General features: G+C 51.9%; 26 protein-coding genes and 1 tRNA gene. 14 read left to right on the top strand and 13 right to left on the bottom strand.

Features of this window, described 5'->3' with window-relative positions; all coding sequences use genetic code 11:
• Positions 1-389 precede the first annotated feature (389 nt).
• Positions 390-1,613 (bottom strand): histidine kinase dimerization/phospho-acceptor domain-containing protein, encoded by a 1,224-nt coding sequence (locus DP106_RS13735; RefSeq protein ID WP_120086209.1) that lies wholly within the window; start codon positions 1,611-1,613, stop codon positions 390-392.
• Between the two features lie 66 nt (positions 1,614-1,679).
• Here DP106_RS13735 and DP106_RS15575 point away from each other — a divergent pair, with 66 nt between their 5' ends.
• Complete coding sequence (locus DP106_RS15575) at positions 1,680-1,889, top strand: hypothetical protein (RefSeq protein ID WP_133305155.1); 210 nt, start codon at positions 1,680-1,682, stop codon at positions 1,887-1,889.
• Positions 1,890-2,479: 590 nt separating this feature from the next.
• Here DP106_RS15575 and DP106_RS15955 read toward each other — a convergent pair.
• Positions 2,480-2,653 (bottom strand): hypothetical protein, encoded by a 174-nt coding sequence (locus DP106_RS15955; protein WP_165857907.1) that lies wholly within the window; start codon positions 2,651-2,653, stop codon positions 2,480-2,482.
• Positions 2,654-2,870: 217 nt separating this feature from the next.
• On the opposite strand from DP106_RS15955, the gene DP106_RS13745 reads away from it, so the two are divergent.
• Positions 2,871-3,527 carry a helix-turn-helix domain-containing protein gene (locus DP106_RS13745; RefSeq protein WP_120086213.1) on the top strand — a complete coding sequence of 219 codons (657 nt, stop codon included), beginning with the start codon at positions 2,871-2,873 and terminating at the stop codon, positions 3,525-3,527.
• A 1,036-nt stretch (positions 3,528-4,563) separates the two neighbouring features.
• Here the strand turns inward: DP106_RS13745 and DP106_RS13750 are convergent.
• The 4 genes from DP106_RS13750 to DP106_RS13765 all read right to left on the bottom strand — a co-directional run bounded on the left by DP106_RS13750 (position 4,564) and on the right by DP106_RS13765 (position 6,197).
• Positions 4,564-4,929, bottom strand: a complete 366-nt coding sequence (locus DP106_RS13750; RefSeq protein ID WP_240625439.1) for an HVO_A0114 family putative DNA-binding protein — start codon at positions 4,927-4,929, stop codon at positions 4,564-4,566.
• A gap of 105 nt (positions 4,930-5,034) precedes the next feature.
• The gene (locus tag DP106_RS13755) at positions 5,035-5,439 is read right to left on the bottom strand and encodes an HVO_A0114 family putative DNA-binding protein (protein WP_120086215.1); all 405 of its coding nucleotides are present in this window, start codon (positions 5,437-5,439) and stop codon (positions 5,035-5,037) included.
• The gene (locus DP106_RS13760) at positions 5,436-5,756 is read right to left on the bottom strand and encodes a toxin-antitoxin system TumE family protein (RefSeq protein WP_120086217.1); all 321 of its coding nucleotides are present in this window, start codon (positions 5,754-5,756) and stop codon (positions 5,436-5,438) included. The genes DP106_RS13755 and DP106_RS13760 overlap by 4 nt, the downstream gene beginning before the upstream one ends.
• 108 nt (positions 5,757-5,864) lie before the next feature.
• Positions 5,865-6,197 (bottom strand): hypothetical protein, encoded by a 333-nt coding sequence (locus DP106_RS13765; RefSeq protein ID WP_120086219.1) that lies wholly within the window; start codon positions 6,195-6,197, stop codon positions 5,865-5,867.
• A 123-nt stretch (positions 6,198-6,320) separates the two neighbouring features.
• Here DP106_RS13765 and DP106_RS13770 point away from each other — a divergent pair, with 123 nt between their 5' ends.
• The 3 genes from DP106_RS13770 to DP106_RS13780 all read left to right on the top strand — a co-directional run bounded on the left by DP106_RS13770 (position 6,321) and on the right by DP106_RS13780 (position 9,057).
• On the top strand, positions 6,321-6,854 hold the full coding sequence (locus tag DP106_RS13770) for a winged helix-turn-helix domain-containing protein (protein ID WP_120086221.1): 534 nt from the start codon (positions 6,321-6,323) through the stop codon (positions 6,852-6,854).
• A gap of 81 nt (positions 6,855-6,935) precedes the next feature.
• Positions 6,936-7,295: a hypothetical protein gene (locus DP106_RS13775; RefSeq protein WP_133305156.1), complete on the top strand. Its 360-nt coding sequence runs from the start codon at positions 6,936-6,938 to the stop codon at positions 7,293-7,295.
• A 472-nt stretch (positions 7,296-7,767) separates the two neighbouring features.
• Positions 7,768-9,057, top strand: a complete 1,290-nt coding sequence (locus tag DP106_RS13780; RefSeq protein WP_240625441.1) for an orc1/cdc6 family replication initiation protein — start codon at positions 7,768-7,770, stop codon at positions 9,055-9,057.
• Positions 9,058-9,232: 175 nt separating this feature from the next.
• Here DP106_RS13780 and DP106_RS13785 read toward each other — a convergent pair whose 3' ends face one another.
• On the bottom strand, positions 9,233-10,492 hold the full coding sequence (locus tag DP106_RS13785; RefSeq protein ID WP_120086226.1) for an RNA-guided endonuclease InsQ/TnpB family protein: 1,260 nt from the start codon (positions 10,490-10,492) through the stop codon (positions 9,233-9,235).
• Between the two features lie 1,058 nt (positions 10,493-11,550).
• Between DP106_RS13785 and DP106_RS13790 the strand changes: the two genes are divergently transcribed.
• From DP106_RS13790 to DP106_RS13810, 5 genes are all read left to right on the top strand, one after another.
• Positions 11,551-12,489, top strand: a complete 939-nt coding sequence (locus DP106_RS13790; protein ID WP_120086228.1) for a ParA family protein — start codon at positions 11,551-11,553, stop codon at positions 12,487-12,489.
• Positions 12,482-12,874 carry a hypothetical protein gene (locus DP106_RS13795; RefSeq protein ID WP_120086230.1) on the top strand — a complete coding sequence of 131 codons (393 nt, stop codon included), beginning with the start codon at positions 12,482-12,484 and terminating at the stop codon, positions 12,872-12,874. Before DP106_RS13790 ends, DP106_RS13795 begins: the two co-directional genes overlap by 8 nt.
• A gap of 87 nt (positions 12,875-12,961) precedes the next feature.
• Positions 12,962-14,353: a DEAD/DEAH box helicase gene (locus tag DP106_RS13800; protein WP_120086232.1), complete on the top strand. Its 1,392-nt coding sequence runs from the start codon at positions 12,962-12,964 to the stop codon at positions 14,351-14,353.
• Positions 14,353-15,696, top strand: a complete 1,344-nt coding sequence (locus DP106_RS13805; protein WP_120086234.1) for a DUF790 family protein — start codon at positions 14,353-14,355, stop codon at positions 15,694-15,696. Before DP106_RS13800 ends, DP106_RS13805 begins: the two co-directional genes overlap by 1 nt.
• 84 nt (positions 15,697-15,780) lie before the next feature.
• A complete protein-coding gene (locus DP106_RS13810) occupies positions 15,781-16,134 on the top strand; it encodes a helix-turn-helix transcriptional regulator (protein WP_120086236.1) in 354 nt (117 codons plus the stop codon).
• A 24-nt stretch (positions 16,135-16,158) separates the two neighbouring features.
• Here the strand turns inward: DP106_RS13810 and DP106_RS15960 are convergent.
• Positions 16,159-16,293: transfer RNA gene (locus DP106_RS15960), tRNA-OTHER, on the bottom strand.
• A 197-nt stretch (positions 16,294-16,490) separates the two neighbouring features.
• On the opposite strand from DP106_RS15960, the gene DP106_RS16665 reads away from it, so the two are divergent.
• Positions 16,491-16,640: a DUF7837 family putative zinc-binding protein gene (locus DP106_RS16665; protein ID WP_449405087.1), complete on the top strand. Its 150-nt coding sequence runs from the start codon at positions 16,491-16,493 to the stop codon at positions 16,638-16,640.
• 139 nt (positions 16,641-16,779) lie between these two features.
• On the opposite strand, the gene DP106_RS13820 is transcribed toward DP106_RS16665, so the two are convergent.
• The gene (locus DP106_RS13820; RefSeq protein ID WP_133305157.1) at positions 16,780-19,680 is read right to left on the bottom strand and encodes a PAS domain S-box protein; all 2,901 of its coding nucleotides are present in this window, start codon (positions 19,678-19,680) and stop codon (positions 16,780-16,782) included.
• A gap of 117 nt (positions 19,681-19,797) precedes the next feature.
• On the opposite strand from DP106_RS13820, the gene DP106_RS13825 reads away from it, so the two are divergent.
• Positions 19,798-20,802, top strand: coding sequence for a hypothetical protein (locus tag DP106_RS13825; protein WP_120086240.1), 1,005 nt, complete (start codon positions 19,798-19,800; stop codon positions 20,800-20,802).
• A gap of 250 nt (positions 20,803-21,052) precedes the next feature.
• On the opposite strand, the gene DP106_RS13830 is transcribed toward DP106_RS13825, so the two are convergent.
• The 4 genes from DP106_RS13830 to DP106_RS13845 all read right to left on the bottom strand — a co-directional run bounded on the left by DP106_RS13830 (position 21,053) and on the right by DP106_RS13845 (position 22,712).
• Positions 21,053-21,373: a helix-turn-helix transcriptional regulator gene (locus DP106_RS13830; protein WP_120086242.1), complete on the bottom strand. Its 321-nt coding sequence runs from the start codon at positions 21,371-21,373 to the stop codon at positions 21,053-21,055.
• 70 nt (positions 21,374-21,443) lie between these two features.
• Positions 21,444-21,671 (bottom strand): hypothetical protein, encoded by a 228-nt coding sequence (locus DP106_RS13835; RefSeq protein ID WP_120086244.1) that lies wholly within the window; start codon positions 21,669-21,671, stop codon positions 21,444-21,446.
• 25 nt (positions 21,672-21,696) lie between these two features.
• Positions 21,697-22,128, bottom strand: coding sequence for a TRAM domain-containing protein (locus DP106_RS13840; RefSeq protein WP_120086246.1), 432 nt, complete (start codon positions 22,126-22,128; stop codon positions 21,697-21,699).
• 95 nt (positions 22,129-22,223) lie between these two features.
• Entirely contained in the window at positions 22,224-22,712 is a 489-nt protein-coding gene (locus tag DP106_RS13845) for a hypothetical protein (RefSeq protein ID WP_165857908.1), read from the bottom strand.
• Between the two features lie 267 nt (positions 22,713-22,979).
• Here DP106_RS13845 and DP106_RS16605 point away from each other — a divergent pair, with 267 nt between their 5' ends.
• Together DP106_RS16605 and DP106_RS16290 are read left to right on the top strand one after the other, a co-directional pair.
• A complete protein-coding gene (locus tag DP106_RS16605; protein WP_394343465.1) occupies positions 22,980-23,348 on the top strand; it encodes a helix-turn-helix domain-containing protein in 369 nt (122 codons plus the stop codon).
• Between the two features lie 54 nt (positions 23,349-23,402).
• Positions 23,403-24,510 (top strand): PAS domain-containing protein (locus DP106_RS16290; protein ID WP_133305159.1); only part of this gene is annotated, 1,108 nt, incomplete at its 3' end.

A 24,510-nucleotide genomic window follows, 5' to 3' on the forward strand; every position in this document is an offset into this window, starting at 1 on the left:
AGAGACTCGCTACCGCGACACAGCAGGAGATAGCGAATTAGCTAAAGACGAATGCATATCCGTATTCAGTTCTCAAAACGATAGCGACGGATCGATTGCCCAGTAATTGTTAGCAGCTTCTACTAATCACGAGCCGGCCGGATCGCCACACCCCAGTATCGATCTGTAACAAAAGGTGGGGAAAAGATCCCCAGCTGACCAAGTAAGTCAGATCGTGAATGACGGATCTGGATCGGGAGTCGGACGGTGGAAGCAACTGGTCGCCTGAACAGCGACCACCCACAACGTGTGGATGTGGATTTCTATATGTATCGGTGCCACCGGTGGAGTGAGCCACGAATAGCTGAAACGGTGGTGTGTTGCCGTAACCGAGTTATTGGATAAAATGATTACTCAGGTTTGACTGCAGAGATTTCGAATCTTGGGCCGCTAAGTGAACCGTCGGTCACTGCAATGTCCCAATCGTGGGCACTGACGATGCCCTTGACGATTGTAAGCCCAAGTCCCAGTCCTTCCTCGCCTGTCGAATACCCATTCTCAAAAATGCGGTCATGCTCTGTTTCAGGAATATCTGCCCCTGAATTTTCGATGTAAAACCCGTCTTCGTCGTCAAGCGAGCCAACACGAACAAGCAGATCCGCATCAGCGTCCGTAAACACTTCAGAATCGGTATGTCTGTTCGCTATGGTTGGATCGGCAGGGCCACCATGCTCAATTGCATTTCTGAATATATTCTCGAAGAGTTGTTTCACTCGTTGCTTGTCCCCCGTGAAGCCATACCCCGAGACGACTTCGAGAGTTGCATCAGCGCTCTCAATTGTTGTCCAACAGTCTTCAGCTATTTCTGGTAACGAAATGGAATCAGTCTCTTTTATACCCTGCTCCTGTCTCGCCAACGCTAACATATCATCAATCAACGCTTCCATCCGATCAAGCGCCCGGCTAACCGTCTCCAACTCGTCGGTCGTTCCATGCTCGTCTTTGACAAGCTCAACATTGCCTTGAGCGACAGCAAGCGGGTTTCGAAGGTCATGGCTGATGATGTTGGCAAACTGTTCCAGCCGCTCGTTTTCACGCTCTAACTTCTTCCGGCGAGCAACTCTTTGAGTGATGTCTCTGAAATAAATAGAGATACCGTTATCATCTGGATAAGCGCGGACATCGTACCAAATACCATGAGGCTGGTAATGAGCTTCGACCTCGGTCGTCTCACCGGAGTCCATCGCCCGTCGAAGTGCGTCTTCGAACGGTGTATCTACGAGTTCTGGGAATGCATCCCAGACGCGGGTTCCGATTAGTTCTGCTCTCGGTCGATCGGTGAGGGCCGCGCCCTCACTATTTACATAGGTGTATTCCCAGTCCCTGTCAACCGCAAAGAAGCCATCAGTAATGCGTTCGTAGATTGTACTCGTATCGGGAGCCGACCGGTTGCGTGCCGTTTGTTCGTCGGTCATCGCTAACTCAACATGATGACTCAGCACTGTTTTTTGCGCTGGCACGTCGGGCCCACGTTCAATATCCAGCGGATCGCTGAGTTCGACGACAACTGGCTTTGGCCCGGGATTCATCAGCAACAGTACCGGTGTATCAGGGTAGTCGGCGACAGCAGCCATTGTCTCTGATTCTGCTCCCTCTACTGAGGTCAGCACGCATTCGATATTGTTTCTTGAGAGCTGGTTGTGAACGTCGACACGATCATGGGCAGCTCAATCTCAAACTCCGAGGTCTCTGAGAGTGCCGACGGTGGTTCGACCCCTTCGTCAGGATTTCCAAGAACCAACACCCGTTTGGGTTCAGTCATCGTGGTCACCCTGCGGCTGGCGCAGACGAACGTCGGTGATCACGTTGTCGACGTCGTCATCATCACGGGCGTGTGTCAGCCCTTCTAGCTCAGTTAGTGATGCCGTCTCGGTAGCCGCAGTCGGTTGCTGGTGACTCTGGGTGGGGTCTTGTGATACGGTTGGTGGCTCGGTGGGATGTGCTGCCCGGTAGACGCTTGCTCGTCCTGGAATCCGCTGAACCCGAATGTATACCGTACTATCGACCGCAGCCTCGGCAAGCTGATATTGTAACGATATATCGGCATATTTGACCACCTGAAACACTCGATTAGCGGATGCTGTGGTCAGCATCAACACACCCCGTGAATTCATTACCTTCGTTACCCGGTATTCGGATGCGTCTGACACAGGATGCTCCATATTGTAAACTAGCTACTATAGCGGATACTTCTTGACGCTGGTAGACAATAGATATCTTATACTCACACCCTGGATCAACCCCTGCGGTGCCCGTGCCGACTGGTTCAAAACGAGCGGTATACGAGTCAGCGGGAAGACGGTATCAAATTACAACACCCCGCGTCTCAGTGCTCACGTCCCTGGGAACTCCAAGGTAGTCCCGACTACCCATCCCTGGGGGGAAACGGTGAGTGTAACAAGGTATCGCAACGGCCAGTCAGTCGACAGGCCGGCTGCTGTTACTCAAGTTCGTAGATGACCACTTCTACATTGGTACGGAGTTGATCGTTGTCGGAGACCCAGCTCCCCCGAACGTCAATATCATTCGCTTGGGCAGTAGCGATGAGCGTCCCGAGAGCGGCTTCAAACTCGGCTGTGGTTGTGAGCGAATCCATCCACGGCGTGTCGCTCATAGCTTCACCTCAGGCGGCAAGGTGATCGTCTCTGCCCGGCTACGAATATACGGCCAACAGTGTAACGCTCGCGCAAACAACTGACTCGACTTCATACAGACTAAAAGGTCGCCAGCGGGATGTGTATGCCGGAAAGCATGATATACCATGCTTAACACCACAGTACGGCAATAATCGTACGACAGGGATTTATCTACTTATCTACCAACGAACAAATATGGGCGTCATCGTTGAACTGGCTCTTCCCGCGACAGAGTTTCAGCTCGGGCGAATCTTGGCTATGCAAGAAGATGTGAAGGTGACGCTCAAGACGATGGTGCCGCTCGGGGGACGGTCGGTTCCGTTTTTTCAAATCTCCGCGGGATCTCACGAAGGATTTGAACAACAGGTTCGTGATCATCCGACAGTCTCCGATCTGTACGTCGTCAACTCCCACGACGACGAGACGCTGTACGGGCTCGATTGGGAGATTGACGACGACACGTTCTTCGATAGCGTGATCGAGCAGAACGGCCATTTGCTTGAGGCATCCGGCGGTTCGGACACGTGGGTGTTTCAGGTCCGATTTCGATCCCACGACGACCTGTCGACGTTTCAGCAGAGCTGTTTCGACGGCGACATCCCCGTTGACGTGCGAAAAATATACAATCCGACCAGACCCGACGCCGGCCCGTGGTACGGACTCACGACACCGCAACGCGAGACGCTTACCTACGCCGTCGAAATGGGATACTACTCGCTGCCCCGAGGAATCTCGACAGAGGAGACCGCCGACGAGTTCGGCATCTCGGATCAGGCCGTCTCCGAGCGGCTGCGACGTGCCGTCGAGACGCTCGTCACGAATACGTTGCTGCTTACTGCAGCCGAGGAGTGACCGAACGGGCGTGGTCAATCAGTCGGTTTCCGATGGTGCCGACGCGCTGGTATAACTAACATGGTGGGCCAGCCTGAACGGTGATCCCTTGTGACGGTGATAGTGTACCATGAAAAACGTCCGTCAGTGGTCACTCCCGTGTTCGCTATGAATGAATCCGACCGCTTGGAATGTATGGAGTGTGGAAAAAGCTACAACATGACGGTGAACTGGCGGTGTCCACGCTGTAAGGCACCGAACTTTTATTCATCGGTCTGACACACCTCGTCGCAGACAACACTGTGAGATGTGTTGTTGGACACGTTCCGACCGAAAACGCTCGATAGCCCACCGGAGCCAACCGACTGACAAGTCGTACGGACAGCACACCCGAAGACGGTCGGCAGTTGAGGCTCGGTTTTCGTGGGGTGGCGGTGTGAAACAACATTCACACCGTCCACATTGGCGGTTAGTTGCGTGCACAGTGAATCAAGTGTGAAATTATAAACAGCATTATCTACCACGCACGCCAGCTATAAGCAGAATCGCGAATAGCCAAAACGGGGGTGTTGCCATAACCGAGTTTTGGATAAAGCGATTACAAAACCCGCTCAACCACCCTGTATCGGGGTGATTTGGAGGAAATAAGAGATTCTATAATCGAATAGTACAGACAATTCGATTATCACACGGGTCAAAGATGACGGGAGAACCCACAGCAAATGCCTGGTCGATCCATTCGATGAGGAGGCTTCCCAACTCGAAGCTGCCGCGAGAGATATCGATTTGGAGGGCGAAATTGCGATGCAACTCATGATCAGGTATGGGCTCCGGGTTGATGAGATTACTTGCACACTTGATCGGCTAAGATGATCGTCCAGCAGCTATTGCTGGCTCCTCGAAGTTCAGGGGAAGAACACGAAGGGTAAGGGAAAGAAAACCAGAGATGCATGAGTTCCCGAAAAATGGCTAAGAATATTCAACGATTCAGGAGCAAGCGTGACAACGTTGGCAATATTCTTTGATTCTGCCATCTTACCATAGAACCCGTGTATTCTCACACGATAGGCTCGACGACAATATGATCTTGCGTCAGGCGAGGAGCCTTCGCGTTACCGTTCTGCTCGTACTGGATGATCCCAAGCTCAGCGAGCGTTGAGAGATCGTTACTTACCTGTGATTTGTCTCTCTCCAATTCGCGTGCGAGGCCGCGAACAGACTCCAGAGCAGTCTCTCTAAGCATCTCGATCAGTTCCCGCCGCTTCGGAGTGAGTACAGTCTCAGCACTTTCCCAGCTGATCACTTGGACACCCGACATCCCACCACGGGCAAGAGCTCGGGCCATCTCCCCACGGAGATCGGACTGGGTAGGCGATCCATCTGCATTTACAACAGCACTATCGTTTGATTCTTTGTCGGACATGCTATTCTTTTTATCGTTGTACCTGAACCACAACAACTTAACAATGCATGGAAATTGAAGACAGACACCGATTCAAGTCCTGAAGAGTATGGCTGGATCTATAACTCACGCCGGAGCCGTATCTGTCTCTGCACGCTGCCGCAACGGGAGCTGGATGTCGATCTCGTCGTACTTAACGACAGGCCGCTTGGCCCGACCCTCGTCCTCAAACTCGACGACGCCATACTCTTCGAGCCGCTCCAAGTTCTCCGAGACTTGCTTGATATCTCGGTCAACGAGCCGGGCAGCCTCGCGGATGCTGGCCGGTTCATCTTGGGCAATCACCTGGAGCAGATCAATCGCCCGGGGTGTGAATACCTGCGCCAGCTGGTCTGTCGTCTCGAAACTTAACCGACGCGGGGCATCGTCAGCAGGCCGCTCATCACTGAGTGCTTGCTCGAATGCCTCAGCCGTTCGGTGCTGCGTCTCGCCGATTGATTCGACCGTCACGATGAGCGTAGTGTTCGTCATGATGTGTTTGTTCTTGAACCGCTCTGGTTGTCACGCACCTGTTCGACCTCTTTCCAGAATCGCCGTTGGACGGTATCATATCCTGGAAATTCGTACTCCTCGTCCAGTCCGTCGGGCGTGTGACGTTCGTGGTGGCCGTGGGAGTTGTCGTAGCGGATGACCGTCTCGCCGGCGTCGGTGCCGTAGTGCAACCGGTACTTGACGCCGTCGGGGAACTTCTCGGATTCTGGCACACTCAACACGCGAACACGGAGGACACCGCCATCCACAAAGCGGCGTTCCGTGTCCTCTACTACTCGCACGTCGTCGGGTGCCATCTACAATCGATGTTATACACCACAGCATTATAGCTGTTGTTGTGGAGAACATCATAAATATCAAGCTTATCGTAACTGCCCTGCGGTGCAGTCCAGGGCAGATCACTATCACTCATCGACAGCACCCTTGTAGTCCCAGACGAGACTGCCTCCATCACGATGAACCTCGTATCGGTACGGGCCATGGGGGCATGTTGAGCACGATTCCTTGCCACAGGGAACCTTCTTGATTACCGTTGTCGTCTCACCGGTGTCATCAACTGCTTCAATACTTTCTTCCTCGGCGACCTCGATCTCATCTTCCGAGATATCTGCTCGGTACTCGATTAACTCGTCAATCCATCCCTGCAGCTCTCGAAGCGTACTTTCGTCCTGTTTGGGAACACCTTCAGCGAGGTACTTCGGGACACTCCCAGGCGGTTGGGGTTGTTCTACTACCATTTTCTTACCTAACATAATGGACTATCCCGGGAAAATTGTTAGGTAAGAACTGAACTTAGGATCACCACACAGAGAGAAGAAAGTATTATTTGTGGAAGAAACATATATTTCATACGAACAGGAATGAGTTCAGATCAGAACACAGGGAACGAAGATCCCATCCAAGCAGCCGAAGCGGAGTGGAAAGCTTCAACGACTGCATTAGAACGTGTCAAGCAAGTCAGTGAGCAAACCACAACGACAGAGCCAGTAAGTGAAATTGCCACTGAGGCACTCGTCAGCGAACCGACTGCCCGCAAACATCTCAACGCACTCGTCGAGATCGGAACCGTCACAAAAACCACCGAGAGTGGCACCACGAAATACAGTCGTGACGACGATCAACTCCTCTATCAACGCATTCGAACCTTAGCTAGTGAACACAGCCGGGAGACACTAATCGACGAGATACAAGATCTCAAACAACGGCTAGACGAACTCAAAACCGAGTACGATGCTGTCTCGCCGGAAACTGTTGTTACGGATCTCTCAACAGATGCCGTTGAGAGCGACTGGGAAGCCGTCGCGGAGTGGCAGACTGTCGAGCGGGACTTGCATATCGCTCAAGCCGCGATCAACTATGAACGAGCCCGTGAGATCGGGCGGGCGACCGAATAAGCGTTTCCGATGACAGATCGTCTCTCCGAGCCAATTGGGCCCGTCTCATACCCAGTCCTCCAGCAAATTCGGGATTTGCTGTTGAGTGAAGAACCGCTTGTTGAGGCGGCTGAGTTTGATACACCAGTTAGTCCCTCAGAACTGCTCGTCAAATTCGAGACCGGATTGGAAACAGCAGGCCGGTTCGAAATCACCTGGTGGGAAGCAGGTGCGTATCGCTTCCACTACACCGAACCAGGCGGCATTGATTTTCGCTTCGATAAACATCCGAAAGACGGTGCCCCCCAAGTACATTACCATTCACCACCAGATGCAACCACAGCTGAACCTTCACTACTTGCAGGGACTAGCCAACCACAGGTAGTCACACGAGTGATCGTCAGCCAATGGCGGAACGCGATTATCGAACAAAGAGAGCCAACTCTTCTCAACGAACGGTGAGCATCAAGAAGTCCGGAGACTGATCTGGTTTTCACTTCGATGACGGGGGGAGTGTTCGACCTATTGTTTACACTTCGATGACGGGGGGTGGAACAACTAGTTCTGATCACAAATACGCAAATTCACATGAGGGGCATCGATTCTGCGTTACACATCGATGACGAGGGGTCTTCGACCAGATATACTTCGGTGTCGGTTCTTACTAAAAACCATGAAACCACTAAATTCAGGCAATTCATAGGATACAGCGAGTGAATAAACATCGATGGAGGTTAATCTTTTTACTCCTACGGTGTACAGCAAGTATATGGCCGGTAGTGATCAAGACGGGGCGAACCAATCTACCCTTGATGAAGAAAATAGTTCTACATCGGATGGGCAGCAGTTAGAATCCGCCCGTGAGGATGCTACCGGAGGATCAAGCCAGAATCAGGAATTGGCCGAGGAGGGTGCTCAGCGGTCGATCCGTGATATGCTCGATGATGAAGGTGGGGCATCGGTTTTCGTCAACCGGGATCTCGTCGAGCCGGACACAATTATAAATGAAGAGCGGATCGTCGGTCGTGACGACCAGCTTGAATCAGTCGTTTCATTTCTGAAGCCGACTCTCCAAGGGAATCGGCCGCCAAATATGCTGCTGTACGGCCCCGCGGGGACAGGTAAATCACTCATCATCGGGGCCGTCACACGACAGATCATCGAACTCTGTCAATCAAAAGGCGAGCGGTTCGGCGTTGTCGATGTAAATTGCCAGCCAATCAATACCCTCGATCAAGCCGTCTACGAACTTGTTCAAACCGTCGCGCAAGACGTTGGTACGGAAATTGGGGTTCCAGAGACCGGCGTATCGACAAAGCGAAAATACCGACGTCTGTACGGACTCATTAACGAGCACTACGATTCGGTCATCTTCACTCTTGACGAGATAGACCTCTTGGTCGGTCGACGTGAAAACGACGAACCCGCATACTCGAAGCTTCTTTATCAGCTATCGCGGGCGAGTAACACAGATGAAATCGAAGGTCGGGTATCCGTCGCAGCACTGACGAACGATCCAAAATTTATGGAAGATATTGACGGGCGTGCCGAGAGTTCATTCAACCCTCGTGATGTCTATTTTCCGGACTATGATGCGACCCAATTACGCGAAATTCTCAATAATCGATGCGACGCGTTCCGCGAAGATGCTCTCGACGAAGACGTGATTCCGCTTGTAGCGGCCTTCGCTGCACAAAGTCATGGTGACGCACGAAAGGCGATTGATCTGTTTCGTGGTGCGGGAGATCTCGCAGACGAACAGGGAGACGAGGTAGTGACGGAAGATCACGTCAGAGAATCACAGGAAGAGATCGATAAAGATCGATCGTTAAAACTCGTTGAGGGACTCACAACACAAAAGAAGATTTCACTCTACGCAACTGCAGCAGTTGCGCATCACTCGAAACGGACGGGAAGTTCCGTTCCGAGTCCGGTAGGATTCAAAGTATATCAGTGGGTAACAAATGAACTTGATGCAGATCAGATGACTCGTGAGACGTACGTCAAATATGTCAAAGAACTCTCGACGTACGGGTTGATTTCAACATCCCGAAAAAGTCGTGGACGAGGCGGCGGGATGTATATGGAGTTCACATTCACGGGTGATCCTGAGGCGATGATGACTCGGATTGTCGATGATACACGCCTGGAAGGAATAGCCCAAGAGAAGGAACTCCTCAGTTCAGTCGTGAATGCCCAACTGAAAGAATTCCACGAGGAGTAGCGAGATCCTGTCAAGTACTCGATGTGAAACACACTCCCCGTGTTCGATGTGTAAAGGCAAAATAGCAGCGGGATAGAGGTCGAGAAAGTCCCGAAGTAAACTACCCTACCCTACTCCTTCGGCGCAAACGCGCCTCAGTCCTTGAAGGTGGGGCTTTGATGTGGACTCCCGGCAATCAGTCTCCAGCAATAGGCTGGTAACTCTCGCCGTTCAACGTCCCACCATTTATACGCACGTTTACTGGTGCGTCTCCGCTTCCCGACGTGGGCGAAGAACGGAGTCTGTGATGCTCTGTTCGAGAGTACCGTGTTCCAACATTCTTTGCGGCATTGTAGTCGGCGTTCACTTCATACCCGCATTTCAGACAACAGAACTGTTCTCCATCGCGGTTATCCTCATGTGTGAACCCGCAGTCTGTCCGTGAACAGCGTTGTGACGTGTGGTTCGGCTCAACCTGTTCGACGCTGATGCCACGCTCCGGGGCTTTGTACTCAACATACTTGAACAGCCGACGAAACGCCCAAATGTGATGCCACTTCGCCTGTGGTAGTCGCTCACGAATATCGCTCAGATCCTCGAAGACGATCACGTCACACTCATGTTCAACGGCTTGTGTGACGATCTCGTTAGCGACGGTGTGGAGGTACTGTTTTCGCCATGCTTCTTCCCGCTTTCCGAGCCGGAGCAGCGCGTTGTGAGCGGCCTGCGTTCCCTGTTGTTGCATTTCACCGCGCCGTTTCTCAAATTCACGACACCAGTGATCGTACTCGTCACCGTTCCAGAACCGTCCGGTTGAGGCGACAGCGAGACTGTTCACACCGAGGTCGATACCGAGGACTGTCTGGTGCCCGATATCTTCCGAAACCTCTGTGTGTTTGTCACCGTCGTTTTCGCTATCATACTTCCGCGTGGTGATATGGAAATAGAACTCGTCGGTTGCTTTGTCGTATTGTAGCGTGCTTGCACGGAACTCAAAATCCTCAGACAGCACGTACTCTTCGTAGGGCGTTGGACTGTCTGAGGGGAGTTCAAAGTCGCACTCTACACGCCCGTTGACCGTTGAGAGTGAGACTTTGTTTCGGTAGAACGTCGCGCTCCGCTTGTCATAGACCATACTCCACGACGTAAACTCCGGTTGGCTTACACGCTTGCCTTGTTTCCAGCGTTCAACACAACCTGTGACAGCTTGCACAGCACGTCGGATCGCTTCTTGCACAAGGTTTGCAGTGAGGTCGGTTTCGGCCCGAAGCTCGTCGTAGAGCGCATCTCGTGCGGTACTGTTAGCCGTGACACACGCTTTGTAGTCGGTGTCGTCCCAACAGAACGCTGCGGCACGGTTCGCACAGTGGAGAAACTGTTGAGCTGATTCGTGGAAGTCCTCGCGCCGTTGGTCGGGAATGTCAAGTTTGACGGGTGCGGTACGTCGGACTTCCATATTTCAGATTAAGAAACGACGCTTTTTATACTTTGGGAGTCAGGTGGTCGTCGTATAGTGGTTGTGTCCTGCCATGTCGGCTTCCTCCCCGGCCTACTCGCGTCGTGCTTCCGGCCAGTCGGAAGCCCTCGCTCCTTGAGGCCGGAGGCTCCGCCTCGAAACTGCTGATGTCGGTAGGCAAAGAACACGGAGTACCCGTTCACCCCACAGTCTATTTTTCTAACGCGCTGAAAACGAGATTAAGAGCCTCGTGATCCCCCACCCCCCGTCATCGATGTGTAAACAGCGGAAGGTGGAAGAGATAACTCACGGTAAATAAACCGCGAAAGTCAGTTTGAAACCACGAAACAGTCGATATCAAGAGATATGATGTTTGAACACGAGAAGTACGGTGGGTATGGTGGAGACATGCATGTTCGGTTAGTCGAAGCTTCACTTCTCCTAACCTCGATATCTAAAACCAGTACGGGTATGGTTGTGACGTATTGTATAAAAAACTTTGCTGGGTAATATACATTGCTTACGAGAATAGATTATCGACCGCTGAGAAGTTCTTCTACGTGTTTATCACCTTATCGGCGTTTTTCCACCATTTTTCTCTCATCCCCTCCCCTCCTCCCAGGGTTTTACACATCGATGACGGGGGGAGGGAGTGTAACCGAAGTTCATTTTTGAATGTCGGGTCGATCCGAACGGCGACAGCACACTTCCGACAACTCTGATGAGTTGCGTCTCATAGTACGACGCATCATACGACTCAACTTCTCGTGAGATGCAACCCTCCCGGGGTTCTCATTGACGACAGAATACCCGATGTCCTGTCTAAGGTGAACCGCAAGGTTCTACTCCCGAACTCGCTCCAGTGAGGCCACATTCTGCGTATTCTGAGTATCTCTCTCTGTCCCACCGACTATTTTCGAGATACGATCATTGAGTCTATTATAGCTATTCCTGAATAAAAAGCTATTTTGGAATAGCGCAACGCCGGCATAATTATGAACCTATTCATACTATTCACCATAGAATTAAGTCGAGAGAGGTTGTAACTAATAAATAGTATGAATGGCCGAGATAGTAAAAATAGCTTAGATAGCACAAATAGTCCAAACAGCCCATACAAATCGATACAGACCGACGGGAACTCTCGGGCTGTTTCGGTGTGTATGCTGAAAGGGGGCGTCGGCAAATCGACGATCGCTGTCAACCTTGCCCGTCAGCTGGCCGCGCACGACCATGATGTTCTCCTCATCGATCTTGATCCGAACGGCCACGCCTCCGTCGGCTTAGGCTTTGACGACCAGTATCACAACACCGAGGAAACCATCGGTGATGTCTTTTTCGACGATGCTGATCCGACCTCTGTTATTTACGATACCAGCTACGAGTTCGATATTCTTCCGTCCAGTGAGGACTTAGAACAAGTCGAGAGGGAGATCGTCGTCGGCGACGTATTCCAACCCTCTGCATTGCTTAAACGTGAAGTGGTTGATCCACTCCTCGGAGACACATACGATTACATCGTAACTGATTCACCGGCATATCGTTCTCGACTCACGGACAACGCTCTCGTCGCGACAGCGAATTTGGTGCTTCCGCTTGCCCCCGGAAACGAGGCGATATCAGGTTTGGAGCGAACTATTGAACGACAGATCTCACCCCTCCGGCAACACATGGGCGTCGATGTCCTTGCTCTGGTGCCGAATATGCTAAGCGGACGCATTGACCAACAGACACAGGATCGACAACTTCTCGAACGTCTCAATTCCCACGATAACCTCCAAGATCGTATTCCAAACTTCGCGCGGATTACCGACTGGGAGGATGTCGACGCTGGCAATATCAAACCTTCACCTGGGATTCGGGATCGCACTAGCATTACGAAGGCCTACGGGGAACGAAAGCCGTTGCTAGACTACGATCCAGACTGTGACCAACTGAATTGTTTTGACGAGTTGGCACACATTGCTGAGGCTGGGGAGGTGGTTCGCCATGTCTGATGATGATCCGTTCGCCGACCTTGGTGATACACTCGAAGAGGAACCTGATGACAATACCGGAGATACGGATGAAGCGTCAGAATCGGAAGCGGTCGACGAGACTTCATCTCAAGAGGTTGTTCCGCAGCATGATCCGATGACTGATCCAGCATTCACATACGAGGCTGCCAAACAGCGTCCTTTCTATGCTCGTGAGACTACGATTGATGACTTCGATTCTTGGTTGAAATATGAAATGGAGCGCGAACTCAACAAACAGGGCTACCAGAATATTGTTGTTCGAGAGATGACCGACGCTCTCCTGCGAACCGTTGTGGAAGAAAATCTCATTGACGAGGTGGCTGAACGGTTCGAGGAAGCCCGAGAATCTGCTTTTTTGGAATAGGACGAATAAATTGCTATTCTAGAATAGCCATAATTAGCATCGCTAACTCGGCAGCAACAAGTGTGCGCTTACCGTATACTGAACTGAATGCGTCTCTCGTTCGACGATGGCACTCTCTTACTTGAGGATGCTCCCGATACTGTCCCTAACGCCGCCTGGGACGACCGTGTCGAGGAGTACCGGGCTCAAGCCCAGCACTACCGAGAGATCTACGAGTGGGCCACCGGTGACGGCCAAGCCACGCTTCGAGAATCGACGGCGACTAGCGCGAAGTTCGGGAATACTGCCCGTTCGTTTTCTGAATTCGACCTCACGCCATCGGTTGCTATCGAACCACGGGACTACCAACAGGAGGCACTGGCAGCGTGGCGAGATAACAACCGGCGTGGAAGTGTCGTTCTTCCGACCGGCAGCGGTAAAACGTTCCTCGCTGTCCAAGCTATCGCCGATGCCGGTGTCAGTACGCTTGTCGTTGTTCCGACGATTGACCTGATGAACCAGTGGCATGCCACCCTCACTAACGCCTTTGGCGAGCAACTCCCAGACGGTGTTGGTGTCCTTGGCGGTGGCAGTCATAACGTGACCGAGATCACAGTCACGACGTACGATTCCGCCTACCGGTACATCAACGAGTACGGTGATCGATTCGGCTTGCTCGTCGTCGATGAAGTCCACCACCTCCCTGCACCTACCTATCAGCAGATCCCCGAGATGACGATTGCTCCGTATCGACTCGGGCTTACGGCTACCTACGAGCGCGCCGACGAGAAACACGAAGTGCTGGAAGACCTCCTCGGGTCGGTTGTCTACCAAGAGGCAGTCGATGAGTTGACTGGCGAGTATCTTAGCGAGTACGAGACGATCCATATCCAAGTTGAGCTCACCGGCGACGAACGGGAGACCTACGACGAAGAGTACCAGATCTACCGCGAGTATATCGATACTCACGATATCGAACTCTGGAAGGAAGACGGCTACCAGGAGTTTCTCAAACGAACCTCATATGATTCGCAGGGGAGGCGAGCTCTCATCGCCAAGCAACGAGCAGAACGCATTGCTCGCACCGCGGAAAAGAAACTCGATACCCTCGATAATCTCCTGAAACGACACTACGAGGACCGGACGATCATCTTCACCGCCAACAACGAGTTCGCCTACGAGATCTCCCAAGAATTCATTGTTCCCTGCATCACCCACCAGACACCCACCGACGAACGAACCGAGATCTTAGAGCGATTCCGGACTGGTGAGTACTCGATGCTGGCCACGTCGCAAGTCCTCGGTGAAGGGATCGACGTTCCGGCTGCGAACGTCGGGATCATCCTTTCGGGGAGTGCGTCCAAACGCCAGTATGCGCAGCGACTCGGTCGCATCCTCCGCCCGACTGAGGACAATCAGCCTGCCCGCCTCTATGAGATCATTACCGAGGATACGATGGAGACCTACGTGTCAGATCGTCGCCGACAGGGGGTGGCCTGATGCTCACTGCCGACCTTGCTCGATCCCGCACAGACGGCGACACGGTCACGCCATTGTTCGTCGATCCCGACGACGACAGATACCAACAGACGGCAGCTGAACTCATCGAGATCTTTACCGGTCATCTGGGGGAACCGAAAGGCGAGTTAGAGGCAACGATTGACGAGTTGACCATCGCCGATACGGACTACAAAATCGTCCAGGGGCTAGCGAAACTCCTGCAAGACGAGTGTGAGTTCGAAGTCGTTGCCCCAGTCGATCCACAGGATATCCGTCGGCGATTGTTCGAGAAGGCCAACGACTCGTATCCGGTTGTTCGCCAGCCAACACTCGGGGATGATACCCAACCACTGGACATCTACAGCAACGTCGCTGACCGACTCGGGATCTCGCTTGAGGAGTGCTACAAGGGGATGTATGCGGATCTGGACGAAAACAAACGCCTCGTTCGCTTTGGCAACCAAGCCATCGAAGGCCACGATGGTGAGGAGACGACGACTACCACACAGCTCACCGGTGACAGTGCGGAATCGTATGCCGATGATACGATTACTGTCGAGTGGCTACTCACCCGCTACAATCTGGCATTAGCGCAGGCTGTTCTCTACGATGCGACGGAGATGCGGATTCGCGTGTGGGATTCCTTTTCGACGGTGTTCAGCTACGTCAAGCTCTTCGGGTTGATGCATCGTATCTATCCGATTGACAACGCCGGAAACAGGGTTGAGAGTACGGACGTAGCCGATGGATACGAGGCTGTGCTTGATGGCGCGGCCTCGCTGTTTTCGAAATCCCGGAAGTACGGCATTCGGATGGCGAATTTCCTGCCAGCCCTGCCGTTGTGTACGCGCTGGGAGATGGAGGCAGAGATTCTCGACGAGACAACCGGGACAACGGATCACCGCCGAACGCTTGCGTTGGATCATACTGATGGCCTCTCTTCACACTACTCGGCACAGAGCGAGTTTGACAGCGATGTCGAACGAACACTCGCCGACAAGTGGGAGCGGGCGAACACCGAGTGGGATCTCATACGTGAGGATGATGTCCTTGATTTCGGTGCAGAAGTGATGTTGCCTGATTTTGCCATTGAGCATCCTGATGGCCGACGTGTAATCCTCGAAATCGTCGGCTTCTGGACGCCAGAGTACCTCTCAGAGAAGTTGACGAAGATCAGGGAAGCTGATGCAGCCAATCTTGTGGTGGCAGTTTCAGAACGGCTCGACTGCTCGGCAGACGATTTTGAAGGGATGGACGACCGGGTGCTGTGGTTTAAATCTGGAATTCACGTGTATGACCTCGTGGAGTTGGCTGAGGAGTATGCCTTGCCGACAAATACCTGAAATTCACAACTCAGTCGGTAGATTATTTCTTGGTTAGGAGATTTTAATCGACAGATTTAGTCAAATCCGGATATACGTCATGGTGTGAGCGTCGGTGAACCTCCCGTTGAGCTATCCGATTCCCAGCAGCGTGGGCTGGAACTGATCGAGGAGACTGGCGGTATCCACCAAAGCGAGTTCTGGAAAGAACTTGATGTCTCATCACGCACTGGAAGTCGGATCGTTGACCGGCTATTGGAAGCTGAGTTGATTGAACGCACGGAGACAGTGTACGATGGCCGGAAGACGTACTATTTAGAACCGACCAAGATTGATCTCGATTACCGTTTGTTAATGGCTGGTGACATGCTTTCCCCATTTATTGGTGAAGGTGATGTCGATTCCCAAAGCGATGTGTTCACTCAGTGGGTGATGAATCTCCAGTATGAGCAAGAGTAACGCGGACCGATTGGTATCTTCTGATGGGTACGCTAGGATTCGAACCTAGGGCCTTCCGGACGCCTTACCAGCGTTGCAGTCACTGGCCGTGCCGCGCGGACTCACGGCCCTGCTGGTGAGACGCACTCCGGTTGTTCTGCCAGACTGAACTACGCACCCGCTGAATAGCTTCTCTGTTCCGGTATCAAAACAAGTGGTGATCTACACAATCAACACCTCACAGAGTTGGCCCTCCCGTCTCGTATCGTATCGTCGTGTTCAGTTTCGCTGCGGGTGGATGAGTATTTTGTAGGTACAATTTGTATGACCAGTTGGAACTTGGCGGATCGTCACACGCTCCAAGTTCTTCTTCCCGTATGACCGAACACGATCAGTCGGTTGGTATCTGCCCGTTCTGCGGTTCGCCACTCCCAGCTGGGTCGGTATTGATCAGATACGAGTCTGATGGTGAGCAGCGTGTTTTCGCTCGGTGTTCGGACTGTCGAGAGCCGGTTCATCCCAAGTGAGCCCACCGGTGGGCGGGACGACTGTGACCGTTGAGCGACTCTGACCGTAATGATTGAGTATAATTGCAAGCAACCATGCGCGATGCAGATATTAAGATATCGTAGTCACCAACACAGACAACGACAACCGTGACCGCAATTATGCCTGTTCAGCGTCAATCATCGGTAGTTCGACCACGAACACTGCTCCCTCAGGATTGTTATCTTCGACGCGTACGTCGCCACCGTACTGATCGACGAGTGTCTGTACCAAGTATAGACCGATTCCGGTTCCGGGACTGTCGAGCCCTTTGTTACCCTTTCCGAAGATCTCCTCTTTGTGATCGTCCGAAATGCCTGGCCCGTTGTCAGCGACTGCCACAGTTAGTGTTTCGTCATTGACCGTGACCGAAAGTTGAATCTGCGGTGTTTCTTTGTCATTGTGAACCACCGCGTTCTTGAGGAGGTTCCGAAAGACGGCTTTGAGCAGATTGTTTCCCGAAACGATACTGTTCGGAATCGGGGTTTCAACGGTAATGATGGCGTCGTCAAACTCTGAGCGTGCATTGTTGATCACCGAGTCAAGATGTTGATCGAGTCTGACTGGTTCAATATCTGTTTCGGTATTCACCATCGTCTCGCTGAGGTTACGCGCTGTCTTTGTCAGCTCAATCGCACTTTTCGTGCATTTCTGGACGGTATCGATATGCTCTTGTCCTGACTTGTCGGTGCATTCTTCGATCATACTTGCATGGCCACGAATGACCTGCAAGTTGTTTCGAATGTCGTGGCGAACAACTTGATTGAGCAGTTTGAGATTATCCCGTTGCTCCTCGATTTCTTGTTCGTACCCTTTGCGCTCGGTAATATCTTGGATCGCCCCACAAACAGCGACCATTTCTCCTTCTTCATACCGCGGCTCTCCGCGTGTACGAACCCAGCGCACCTCGTCATCTGTGGTAACAATCCGCAACTCCAAGTCGTACGGTTCACCGTCAGCAGTGACTCGGTCGAAGACTTCCCTGATAGTGTCCCTGTCGTCCGGATGGTAAAAATCGATAGCATCCTCAGGCGTCGGGTTCGCATCCAGTGGTAGCCCGTGGATACGGTATATTTTTTCGGACCATCGCAGTTTCTCGGTCTCTAGATTCATCTCCCATCCCCCTACCTCCGCGACTTCCTGTGTATCTTGCAGAAACTTGCTGATACGTTCAAATTTTTCTTGCCGTTGCTGGCGTGTGAGTTTCGTCCCGACCCACTGTGCCATAATCCGGACAAACGATTCCTCAGCGTCCGTTATTGCTCTCTCCCGAGCCTCAGGTTGGGAGAAATTCAGGGTGCCATATCGTTTGTCATCAACAAAGACGGGAGCCCCAATGTAGGATTCTAATCCCTGCTTTGCATAGGCCGGATGGTTCTCTATGCCACCATCATTTGCACTGTGAAATGAGACTGGCCCGTCGGCATCATAGACCAACGAACAATACGTATCAGAGAGGTCGAATGTATCTCCGGGGCTGATCTCTTCGTTGGGGGTAATAACGTTTTGAACCGTATACTCAGATCCATCAATCTTTGAGAGGATTCCGATATCAATGTCAAGATACGCTGCTCCTAAATTAAGCAGGTCACTTACTTTTTGATTGAATGTTTTTTCGGTATCAGTCACTATTTCAGCCAATGATTCCAGTGCAGTATTCTGTTCTGTGAGCTGTTCTTTGCTCTCTTTGAGTTTCTGTTCAGCCTGTTTGCGCGATGTGATGTCGGTCGAGACACCAGTGAACCCTGTCGTGTCGCCGTTCCCGTCGGTAACCTGATCAAGGCGGGCACGTACCCATCGCATCCCACGCTCAGGATGTTCAATACGGAATTCTTGTTCGACTGGCCACTCAACGATCCCGTCTTGCTGTGCCTCTATATCCGCGAGTAACTCGTCTTTGTCGTCGGGATAGACGTGCCGGAGCCAAAACATCGGGTTGTCATGGGCCTCCTCGGGTGTAATCCCGTAGATTGTTTCCACCGCTGGATTCACATACTCAGTTTCTGAGTAGTCAGCCGGCAACATGAAAAACGCATCTTCAACGTTATTCGCCAACCGCTCGAATCGCTCGCGGATTATCTGAAATTCCTGTTCGCGTTCTTTGCGGTCGGTGATGTCAGTCGAGACGCCACAGAGAGCTATAACCTCGCCATCCTCGCCGTACACCGGTGATTTTCGCGTCAGCCGAACGGTGTCCCCTGTAGTAGTTGGGATGGTCTCCTCTATCTTGATCGCTTCTTCGTTCTCAATGACTTGTTGGTCGTCTGTCTTAGCCTGGCCAGCAATATCTGACGGAAAGAGTTCGTTATCTGTCAAGCCAACGACGTCCTCATCTTCTACGTTGAACAGTTCACGGCACGCCTGGTTCATTACGAGATACTGTCCATCAGCATCCTTCAAAAATACCGCTGCGGACATGGTTTCCATGACGGTCTTGAACCGTCGATGGATTCGTTTTAGCTGTTGTTCTTGCTCTTTTTGCTCTGTTATATCTCGTGCGACGCCGACGATTTGAGTGACTTCCCCAGCATCAACGATTGGGGTAAGCTTTGTTTGCCAGTGACTCGTCCCGCCTGGTAGATCTAATCTCTCTTCGTACCTGATTGTCTCTTCCTGTTCGACACATCGACGGTAGTTTTCTGCAACAACCGTTCCCTGTTCGTCATCAAGAATATCTCGTGGCGTTTGTCCGCGTAGCTCGGTTTCCGAAAGACCAGTCCGCCGCTGATGCGAGTCGTTGTTCCGCAAGTAAGTGAACGTGTAGTCCTGATCTGATTGCTCAACATCAATCAAGAAGGCTGCGTCACTCATTTCATCGAAGACGGTTTCATAAACGCTTCTCGACTCGCCGGTGATTGTTTCACCCTCATCAGGCTCCGTTGGGGTTTCTGAATTGCCTTTCATATTGTGGTTTATATTCTTAAATAAAGACGAATACTGAAATAATAGAATCTTTCGGTTCAGATAATGTGGATCGTTAACGGCACAGGCTGTGGTGAATACGCGCTGTGCATCTCGCACTGCGTTCCTACCACCTATTCGATATGTTGCAACCCAAGTAGCATTCAATAACCCCCCGGCGTGGGCTGGTTCAGCACCGACCCGTAGCTCTTTGCGAGGCGAGTGGTAGCCACTGGTATGGGCTTCACCGCGAGTTGGCACACGCTCATCACCGAATTAGAAGAGCTCCCCGAGGAAGCAACTCTCGTTACGCCGCTCTCCCACGATCAGTTCACGATCAGCGACGTACAGGATCAGCGGGTAGTCATCCAGTTCCAGGATCGAGATATTGATCCGAATCAGCCGTTACAGCGTGAGCAATTCGAAACACTCTACGAGCGGATTACCGACGCTCACGGTGGGTTTGAACTTGATCGACTACCACCAGATGCTGATGCGTATCCCGCTGTTTGGAGCTTACATCCCCGCTTCGAGATCGACGAAGAGCAGGGTGTAATTGTCGAACGCGACGGCCCAACCTCTTCACAGGTCATTGAGACGAGCTCTGGTACCCAAGCAGATCTTGCAGAAGCCGAGCGGACAGAACCCGACTTGGCGGTGTATGCGGATGCACTCTTGTTGATTGATGCGCTGGAACGGCATGAGGTAGAGTATCTGGAGGGCTTGGAGACCGAGGGCCTGGTGAACCTCTACACGTTGCTGTCTGATGTCCAACGAAACGCTAACGAACTCCGCCAAGAAGTGCGGAGCGTCTTGCTCACCCGTCTCCATCACGACCAGCCAGTGGCAGGCCAGTATGGTTCGGTGCAGCGAACGAGCAGGCGAAACCGGACGCTCAAAGACGAGGAGCACGTCTTGGAGGTGCTCGAAGACGCCGGCATCGACCGTGAGCGTGTCACCAGCGTTGATACTAGCAAAGTCGATGAAGCACTGGAGGTAGTCGAAGTCTCTGAGTCCGAGGTCTATGACATCGAGCAGAGTGAGTACGTTCGGAAGGCGGAGGTACACGATGAGCAGAAGGAGACTCGATTGCAAGGACTCAAAGATCAATTAGCTGCTACGGAAGGTGAGGAAGCTGATGAACTCCGTGAGGAGGTCGAAGAATTAGAAGCCCGAATCGAGGAACTCACCGATTTCAAATCAGGCACTGCCTTTCAGACCCAGTCGGGAGCTGATCCCTGATTCGGGTGCTTGCTTGCGATTTTAACGGCCACCAACTATTGTATTTGCCTCTAGTGTGGGTGTACGCATGAGTGTCGTGGGGGCGATGTTGGCGGTGCTTTCCGGACACGATGATCAAGGGACTCAATATGAGTGCCAGCACTGTGGAAGTCAGTTCTCTGTCCATCATCACTCCTGTCCAGAGTGTGGCGGCTACTCGATTGATCGGGCTGAGTGGTCAGCAGAATCTGAATGACCGAGAGGTGAGTGATTATTTGGCTTGGCCAGAGCCGAAGCGACTACTCATTGTTAGCTTCAGAGAGTTGTGCTGCCTCCTATTCGTAGCGATCGGCAAGCAACTCCCGCCCTCAGGAGTCAATTCGTAGCTGTTTGTTCGGTCATCAATACTACTTTTGGCGACGTAGCCCTTCTCAACGAGCGTGTCGAGATTGAGATACAACCGCCCATGATTGACTTCTGTGTTTCCGTAGTCTTCGACTGCACGCTTGATTCCAAGGCCGTATGAGCCATCGAGCCCGGCGATACAATACAGCAGATCCCGCTGGAAACTGTTTAATTCGACATTGTCCACTCGATTGTTGGAATCCTGAAATACATTTCTACCGCATGTGTCAACTTATTGCTTCAAATTGTCAGTGTGGTCATTGGATTGGTGGCCGGATGGCGTGAGCTGGTAGCTCAAGTTCTTCACCGTCTGGCAGTCGTATCCGATAGCGTGGTTCCTCTATTTGTTCGCCGGTGATTGTCGTTATTTCGCCTTTGACGACATCGATGATGTGGCCATGGCCATCGTGATACTGGTCGTGATCGGGATCTGTCTCGTCGGGAATATCGATGCGAACTGTGTCTCCAGTGCTGAACTCGGTCACACTCGTAGCTATTTGCGAGAGTATCTTAGTCGTGTTGGGGTGTGTGATGTCGCTCAACAACTTCTGCAAAGGCAACATTCTCTTTTGCAGTTTCAATCCGAACGGTTGCTCGGTCACCAACCTCTGTGTTCGGAACGATGACAACGTAGCCTCGATCAATTCGGGCAATCCCATCACCTTTGTCTCCGATGCTATCGATCTCGACTTCACGTGTCTCGCCGACATCGACAGGTGGCTGTTGCTCGTCTTCCTGTTCAGGTGCTGGTTCGACTGGTTGATCAGCTGAGGAGTCAGATGTAGTGTCTGATTCTGCTGGCAGCATCGCCACGCGGTATGTTTCAGTCGTGTCTATCGTACCGTTTTCTATCTCTCGGTCGGGAATCTCAATGTGATATGAATCGTCTTCAGTATCCACCTGGGCAGTGAAGAGGCAAAGCAAGTCCTCAGAAATTTCCATACGGTAAGCACGCTGCCGAGGTTGAAAAGTGATTCAATTTGGTACTGTGAAGAGCAGCGATTTCACCGATGTGAGTGTATGAGGGTAGTAGTTGGTCACCTTTCAATCGCAACGATATTTTCGAGTGGCTCTCGGTACTCACCTTCGCCGACAACTGTACCATCTGCGGTGATCCGGTATTCTTCGTCGTATTGGGTGAGGCGTAGTTCAGTCGCCCTGTGAGTGACATCCCAGCCAGCGTCGATAAACCGCTCAGCCAGACTGTCAAGCCATTCTGCGTCTAACTCGCCAGGTTCGATCTGTTCCAAGCGATCCTCTGGGAAGCCATACTGGTTGATGTCGTGTTCGGCGACCTGCTCAAAGAGCGTGTCTGAATCGAGACCTTGCCAGTTGTCGAGTGCAGTGGCAATGGCATCTCGAAACGCCACGATGATGAGTTGTTCGTCGGCAGGATAGTCTGGGTTTTCCGCAGCAGCTGTGGTCGTTCCGGCATCCGTTTCGTGTTCCCAATCGGCGATTATCTTGTCTGCGGGCAGGTTCAGGATAATGGCTTCGTCGGGGTCATCATCTTCAGTGTCAGCCACTGAATCGCCAACAGAGAATGTCACAGCTGATTGCTCGGGGGCCATCTCAGTTGTTCAAAATGTGGCAGTCATCAAGTATCTCCCGACTGAGAGTGTTCACAGGTTCCCACCATAATTTGTCTGTCCCTTGCTTTGCAGTCGCCTATCCGAAATGTAAAATATATCATTGAAAGTTAACATGCTAAAGATGAATAGAGTTGCTTCAGAGTTCGATGGAGCATGATAGCAGCGTACTATACCCGGTGTTCGTCGGACTGTACAACTACGATGTCAGTGATAGAGTCCACCAGCGAACCTCCGGCCTCACCGCCAGACTCTCGACACAGCACGGAACCACACACGACAGAGTCCATCGATGCAGAGTGCTTCTTGGAGGTCATCTCCGACACGTATGCACAGCAAATATTGTTGGCTCTGGTTGATTGTCCGACAGCCGCCGCCACGTTAGCCGAGGAACTGGATGCGTCACGACCGACCGTCTATCGTCGGCTGAACTCTCTTGAGTCAGTTGGGCTGATCAAAAGTACCGTTGCACTCGACGCTGACGGTCATCATCGAAAACAATTCCACGTTGTCGTGGACAGCGCGAATCTCACATTCGACAGCAGCGGGATTAAAGTCACAGCTCTGAGCTAATTTATTCTTTTCCATTGACCGAATTTTTATTCCGGTGCTAATTGTTATAGAAGCATGACCTCAGCCCCTAGTGTTGCGGAAGTTCATGATGCAGTTGAGGCTCGTGGATCGGTTGGGACACCAGTTACTACTCCAGAAGTGAGCGAATCGTTCGAATGCAGTGACCGGACAATATATAATAGACTTGAAACGCTTGTCGATAATGATATTCTACAAACAAAAAAAGTCGGTGCTCGCGGACGCGTGTGGTGGCAGCCAACTGAGGAGGATACACATAAGAGAACGAGGAGCCACGAAAGGTATCAGCTATTATTCGAGCAGATAAACAAGGGGGTCTGTGTTGTTGAGGTTCTATTCAATGACGCTGATCAGCCAGTAGACGGAAAATTCAATCAAACGAATTCTGTATTTGACGAACTCACTGGACTACAAAATGCGGCTGGCAAACGGATTTGTGAGTTGGAATTAGAATATGCTGAAGACTGGGTTGAGATATTAGCGCAGGTTGCAAAGACAGGAGACTCGATCCACTTCACGCAGTCTTTCGACCAGCCGGAAGAGCAGCGATGCGAGATCAATGCTGTCCGGATCGGTGAACCAGATGATCTGACCGTTGCTGTCTTGGTAGATGATAGTGCTGAATCTGACGAATCTATACCGTCACCACAACCGAACGACGATCGATTCGAAGCCCTCATCGAAGCCACCACAGAAGGTGTCTATCGAATAAGCTCTGATTGGTCTGAAATTTACGAGCTAGCCGGTCAAGACTTTGTCGCAGACGATCGTTCGATGAGCTGGAAGGAGTATATTCCAGACGACGAACAAGAGCGAGTCGGTGCGGCAATTGAAGAAGCCATTGAAACACAGAGCCCCTTCGAGATGGAACATCGAGTAAAACGTGCTGATGGCACTATCGGGTGGACGCACTCAGGTGCTGTGCCAATTATTGAAGACGGCGAGATTGTTGAGTGGTTCGGGACAGCAATAGACATCACCGAGCGTAAGGAACGTGAACAAGAAATCAAATCCCAACAGGAGTGGCGAGAGGCTATCTTTGAGGGGAGCCGTGATGCGGTATTTATTTCTGATACGGATGCGAATTTCGTCGAGGTGAATGCCGCAGCATCTGATCTCACCGGGTACGACCGTGAGGAGCTGT

It is taken from the genome of Halonotius pteroides (genome assembly GCF_003605635.1).
GTDB lineage: Archaea > Halobacteriota > Halobacteria > Halobacteriales > Haloferacaceae > Halonotius > Halonotius pteroides.

Excerpts from the sequence above, each read along its gene's own strand:
- DP106_RS13735 (WP_120086209.1), bottom strand. The coding sequence starts at position 1,613 with ATGGCTGCTGTCGCCGACTACCCTGATACACCGGTACTGTTGCTGATG.
- DP106_RS15955 (WP_165857907.1), bottom strand. The coding sequence starts at position 2,653 with ATGAGCGACACGCCGTGGATGGATTCGCTCACAACCACAGCCGAGTTT.
- DP106_RS13745 (WP_120086213.1), top strand. The coding sequence starts at position 2,871 with ATGGGCGTCATCGTTGAACTGGCTCTTCCCGCGACAGAGTTTCAGCTC.
- DP106_RS13750 (WP_240625439.1), bottom strand. The coding sequence starts at position 4,929 with ATGTCCGACAAAGAATCAAACGATAGTGCTGTTGTAAATGCAGATGGA.
- DP106_RS13755 (WP_120086215.1), bottom strand. The coding sequence starts at position 5,439 with ATGACGAACACTACGCTCATCGTGACGGTCGAATCAATCGGCGAGACG.
- DP106_RS13760 (WP_120086217.1), bottom strand. The coding sequence starts at position 5,756 with ATGGCACCCGACGACGTGCGAGTAGTAGAGGACACGGAACGCCGCTTT.
- DP106_RS13765 (WP_120086219.1), bottom strand. The coding sequence starts at position 6,197 with ATGGTAGTAGAACAACCCCAACCGCCTGGGAGTGTCCCGAAGTACCTC.
- DP106_RS13770 (WP_120086221.1), top strand. The coding sequence starts at position 6,321 with ATGAGTTCAGATCAGAACACAGGGAACGAAGATCCCATCCAAGCAGCC.
- DP106_RS13780 (WP_240625441.1), top strand. The coding sequence starts at position 7,768 with ATGCTCGATGATGAAGGTGGGGCATCGGTTTTCGTCAACCGGGATCTC.
- DP106_RS13785 (WP_120086226.1), bottom strand. The coding sequence starts at position 10,492 with ATGGAAGTCCGACGTACCGCACCCGTCAAACTTGACATTCCCGACCAA.
- DP106_RS13790 (WP_120086228.1), top strand. The coding sequence starts at position 11,551 with ATGAATGGCCGAGATAGTAAAAATAGCTTAGATAGCACAAATAGTCCA.
- DP106_RS13795 (WP_120086230.1), top strand. The coding sequence starts at position 12,482 with ATGTCTGATGATGATCCGTTCGCCGACCTTGGTGATACACTCGAAGAG.
- DP106_RS13800 (WP_120086232.1), top strand. The coding sequence starts at position 12,962 with ATGCGTCTCTCGTTCGACGATGGCACTCTCTTACTTGAGGATGCTCCC.
- DP106_RS13805 (WP_120086234.1), top strand. The coding sequence starts at position 14,353 with ATGCTCACTGCCGACCTTGCTCGATCCCGCACAGACGGCGACACGGTC.
- DP106_RS16665 (WP_449405087.1), top strand. The coding sequence starts at position 16,491 with ATGACCGAACACGATCAGTCGGTTGGTATCTGCCCGTTCTGCGGTTCG.
- DP106_RS13825 (WP_120086240.1), top strand. The coding sequence starts at position 19,798 with ATGGGCTTCACCGCGAGTTGGCACACGCTCATCACCGAATTAGAAGAG.
- DP106_RS13840 (WP_120086246.1), bottom strand. The coding sequence starts at position 22,128 with ATGGAAATTTCTGAGGACTTGCTTTGCCTCTTCACTGCCCAGGTGGAT.
- DP106_RS16605 (WP_394343465.1), top strand. The coding sequence starts at position 22,980 with ATGTCAGTGATAGAGTCCACCAGCGAACCTCCGGCCTCACCGCCAGAC.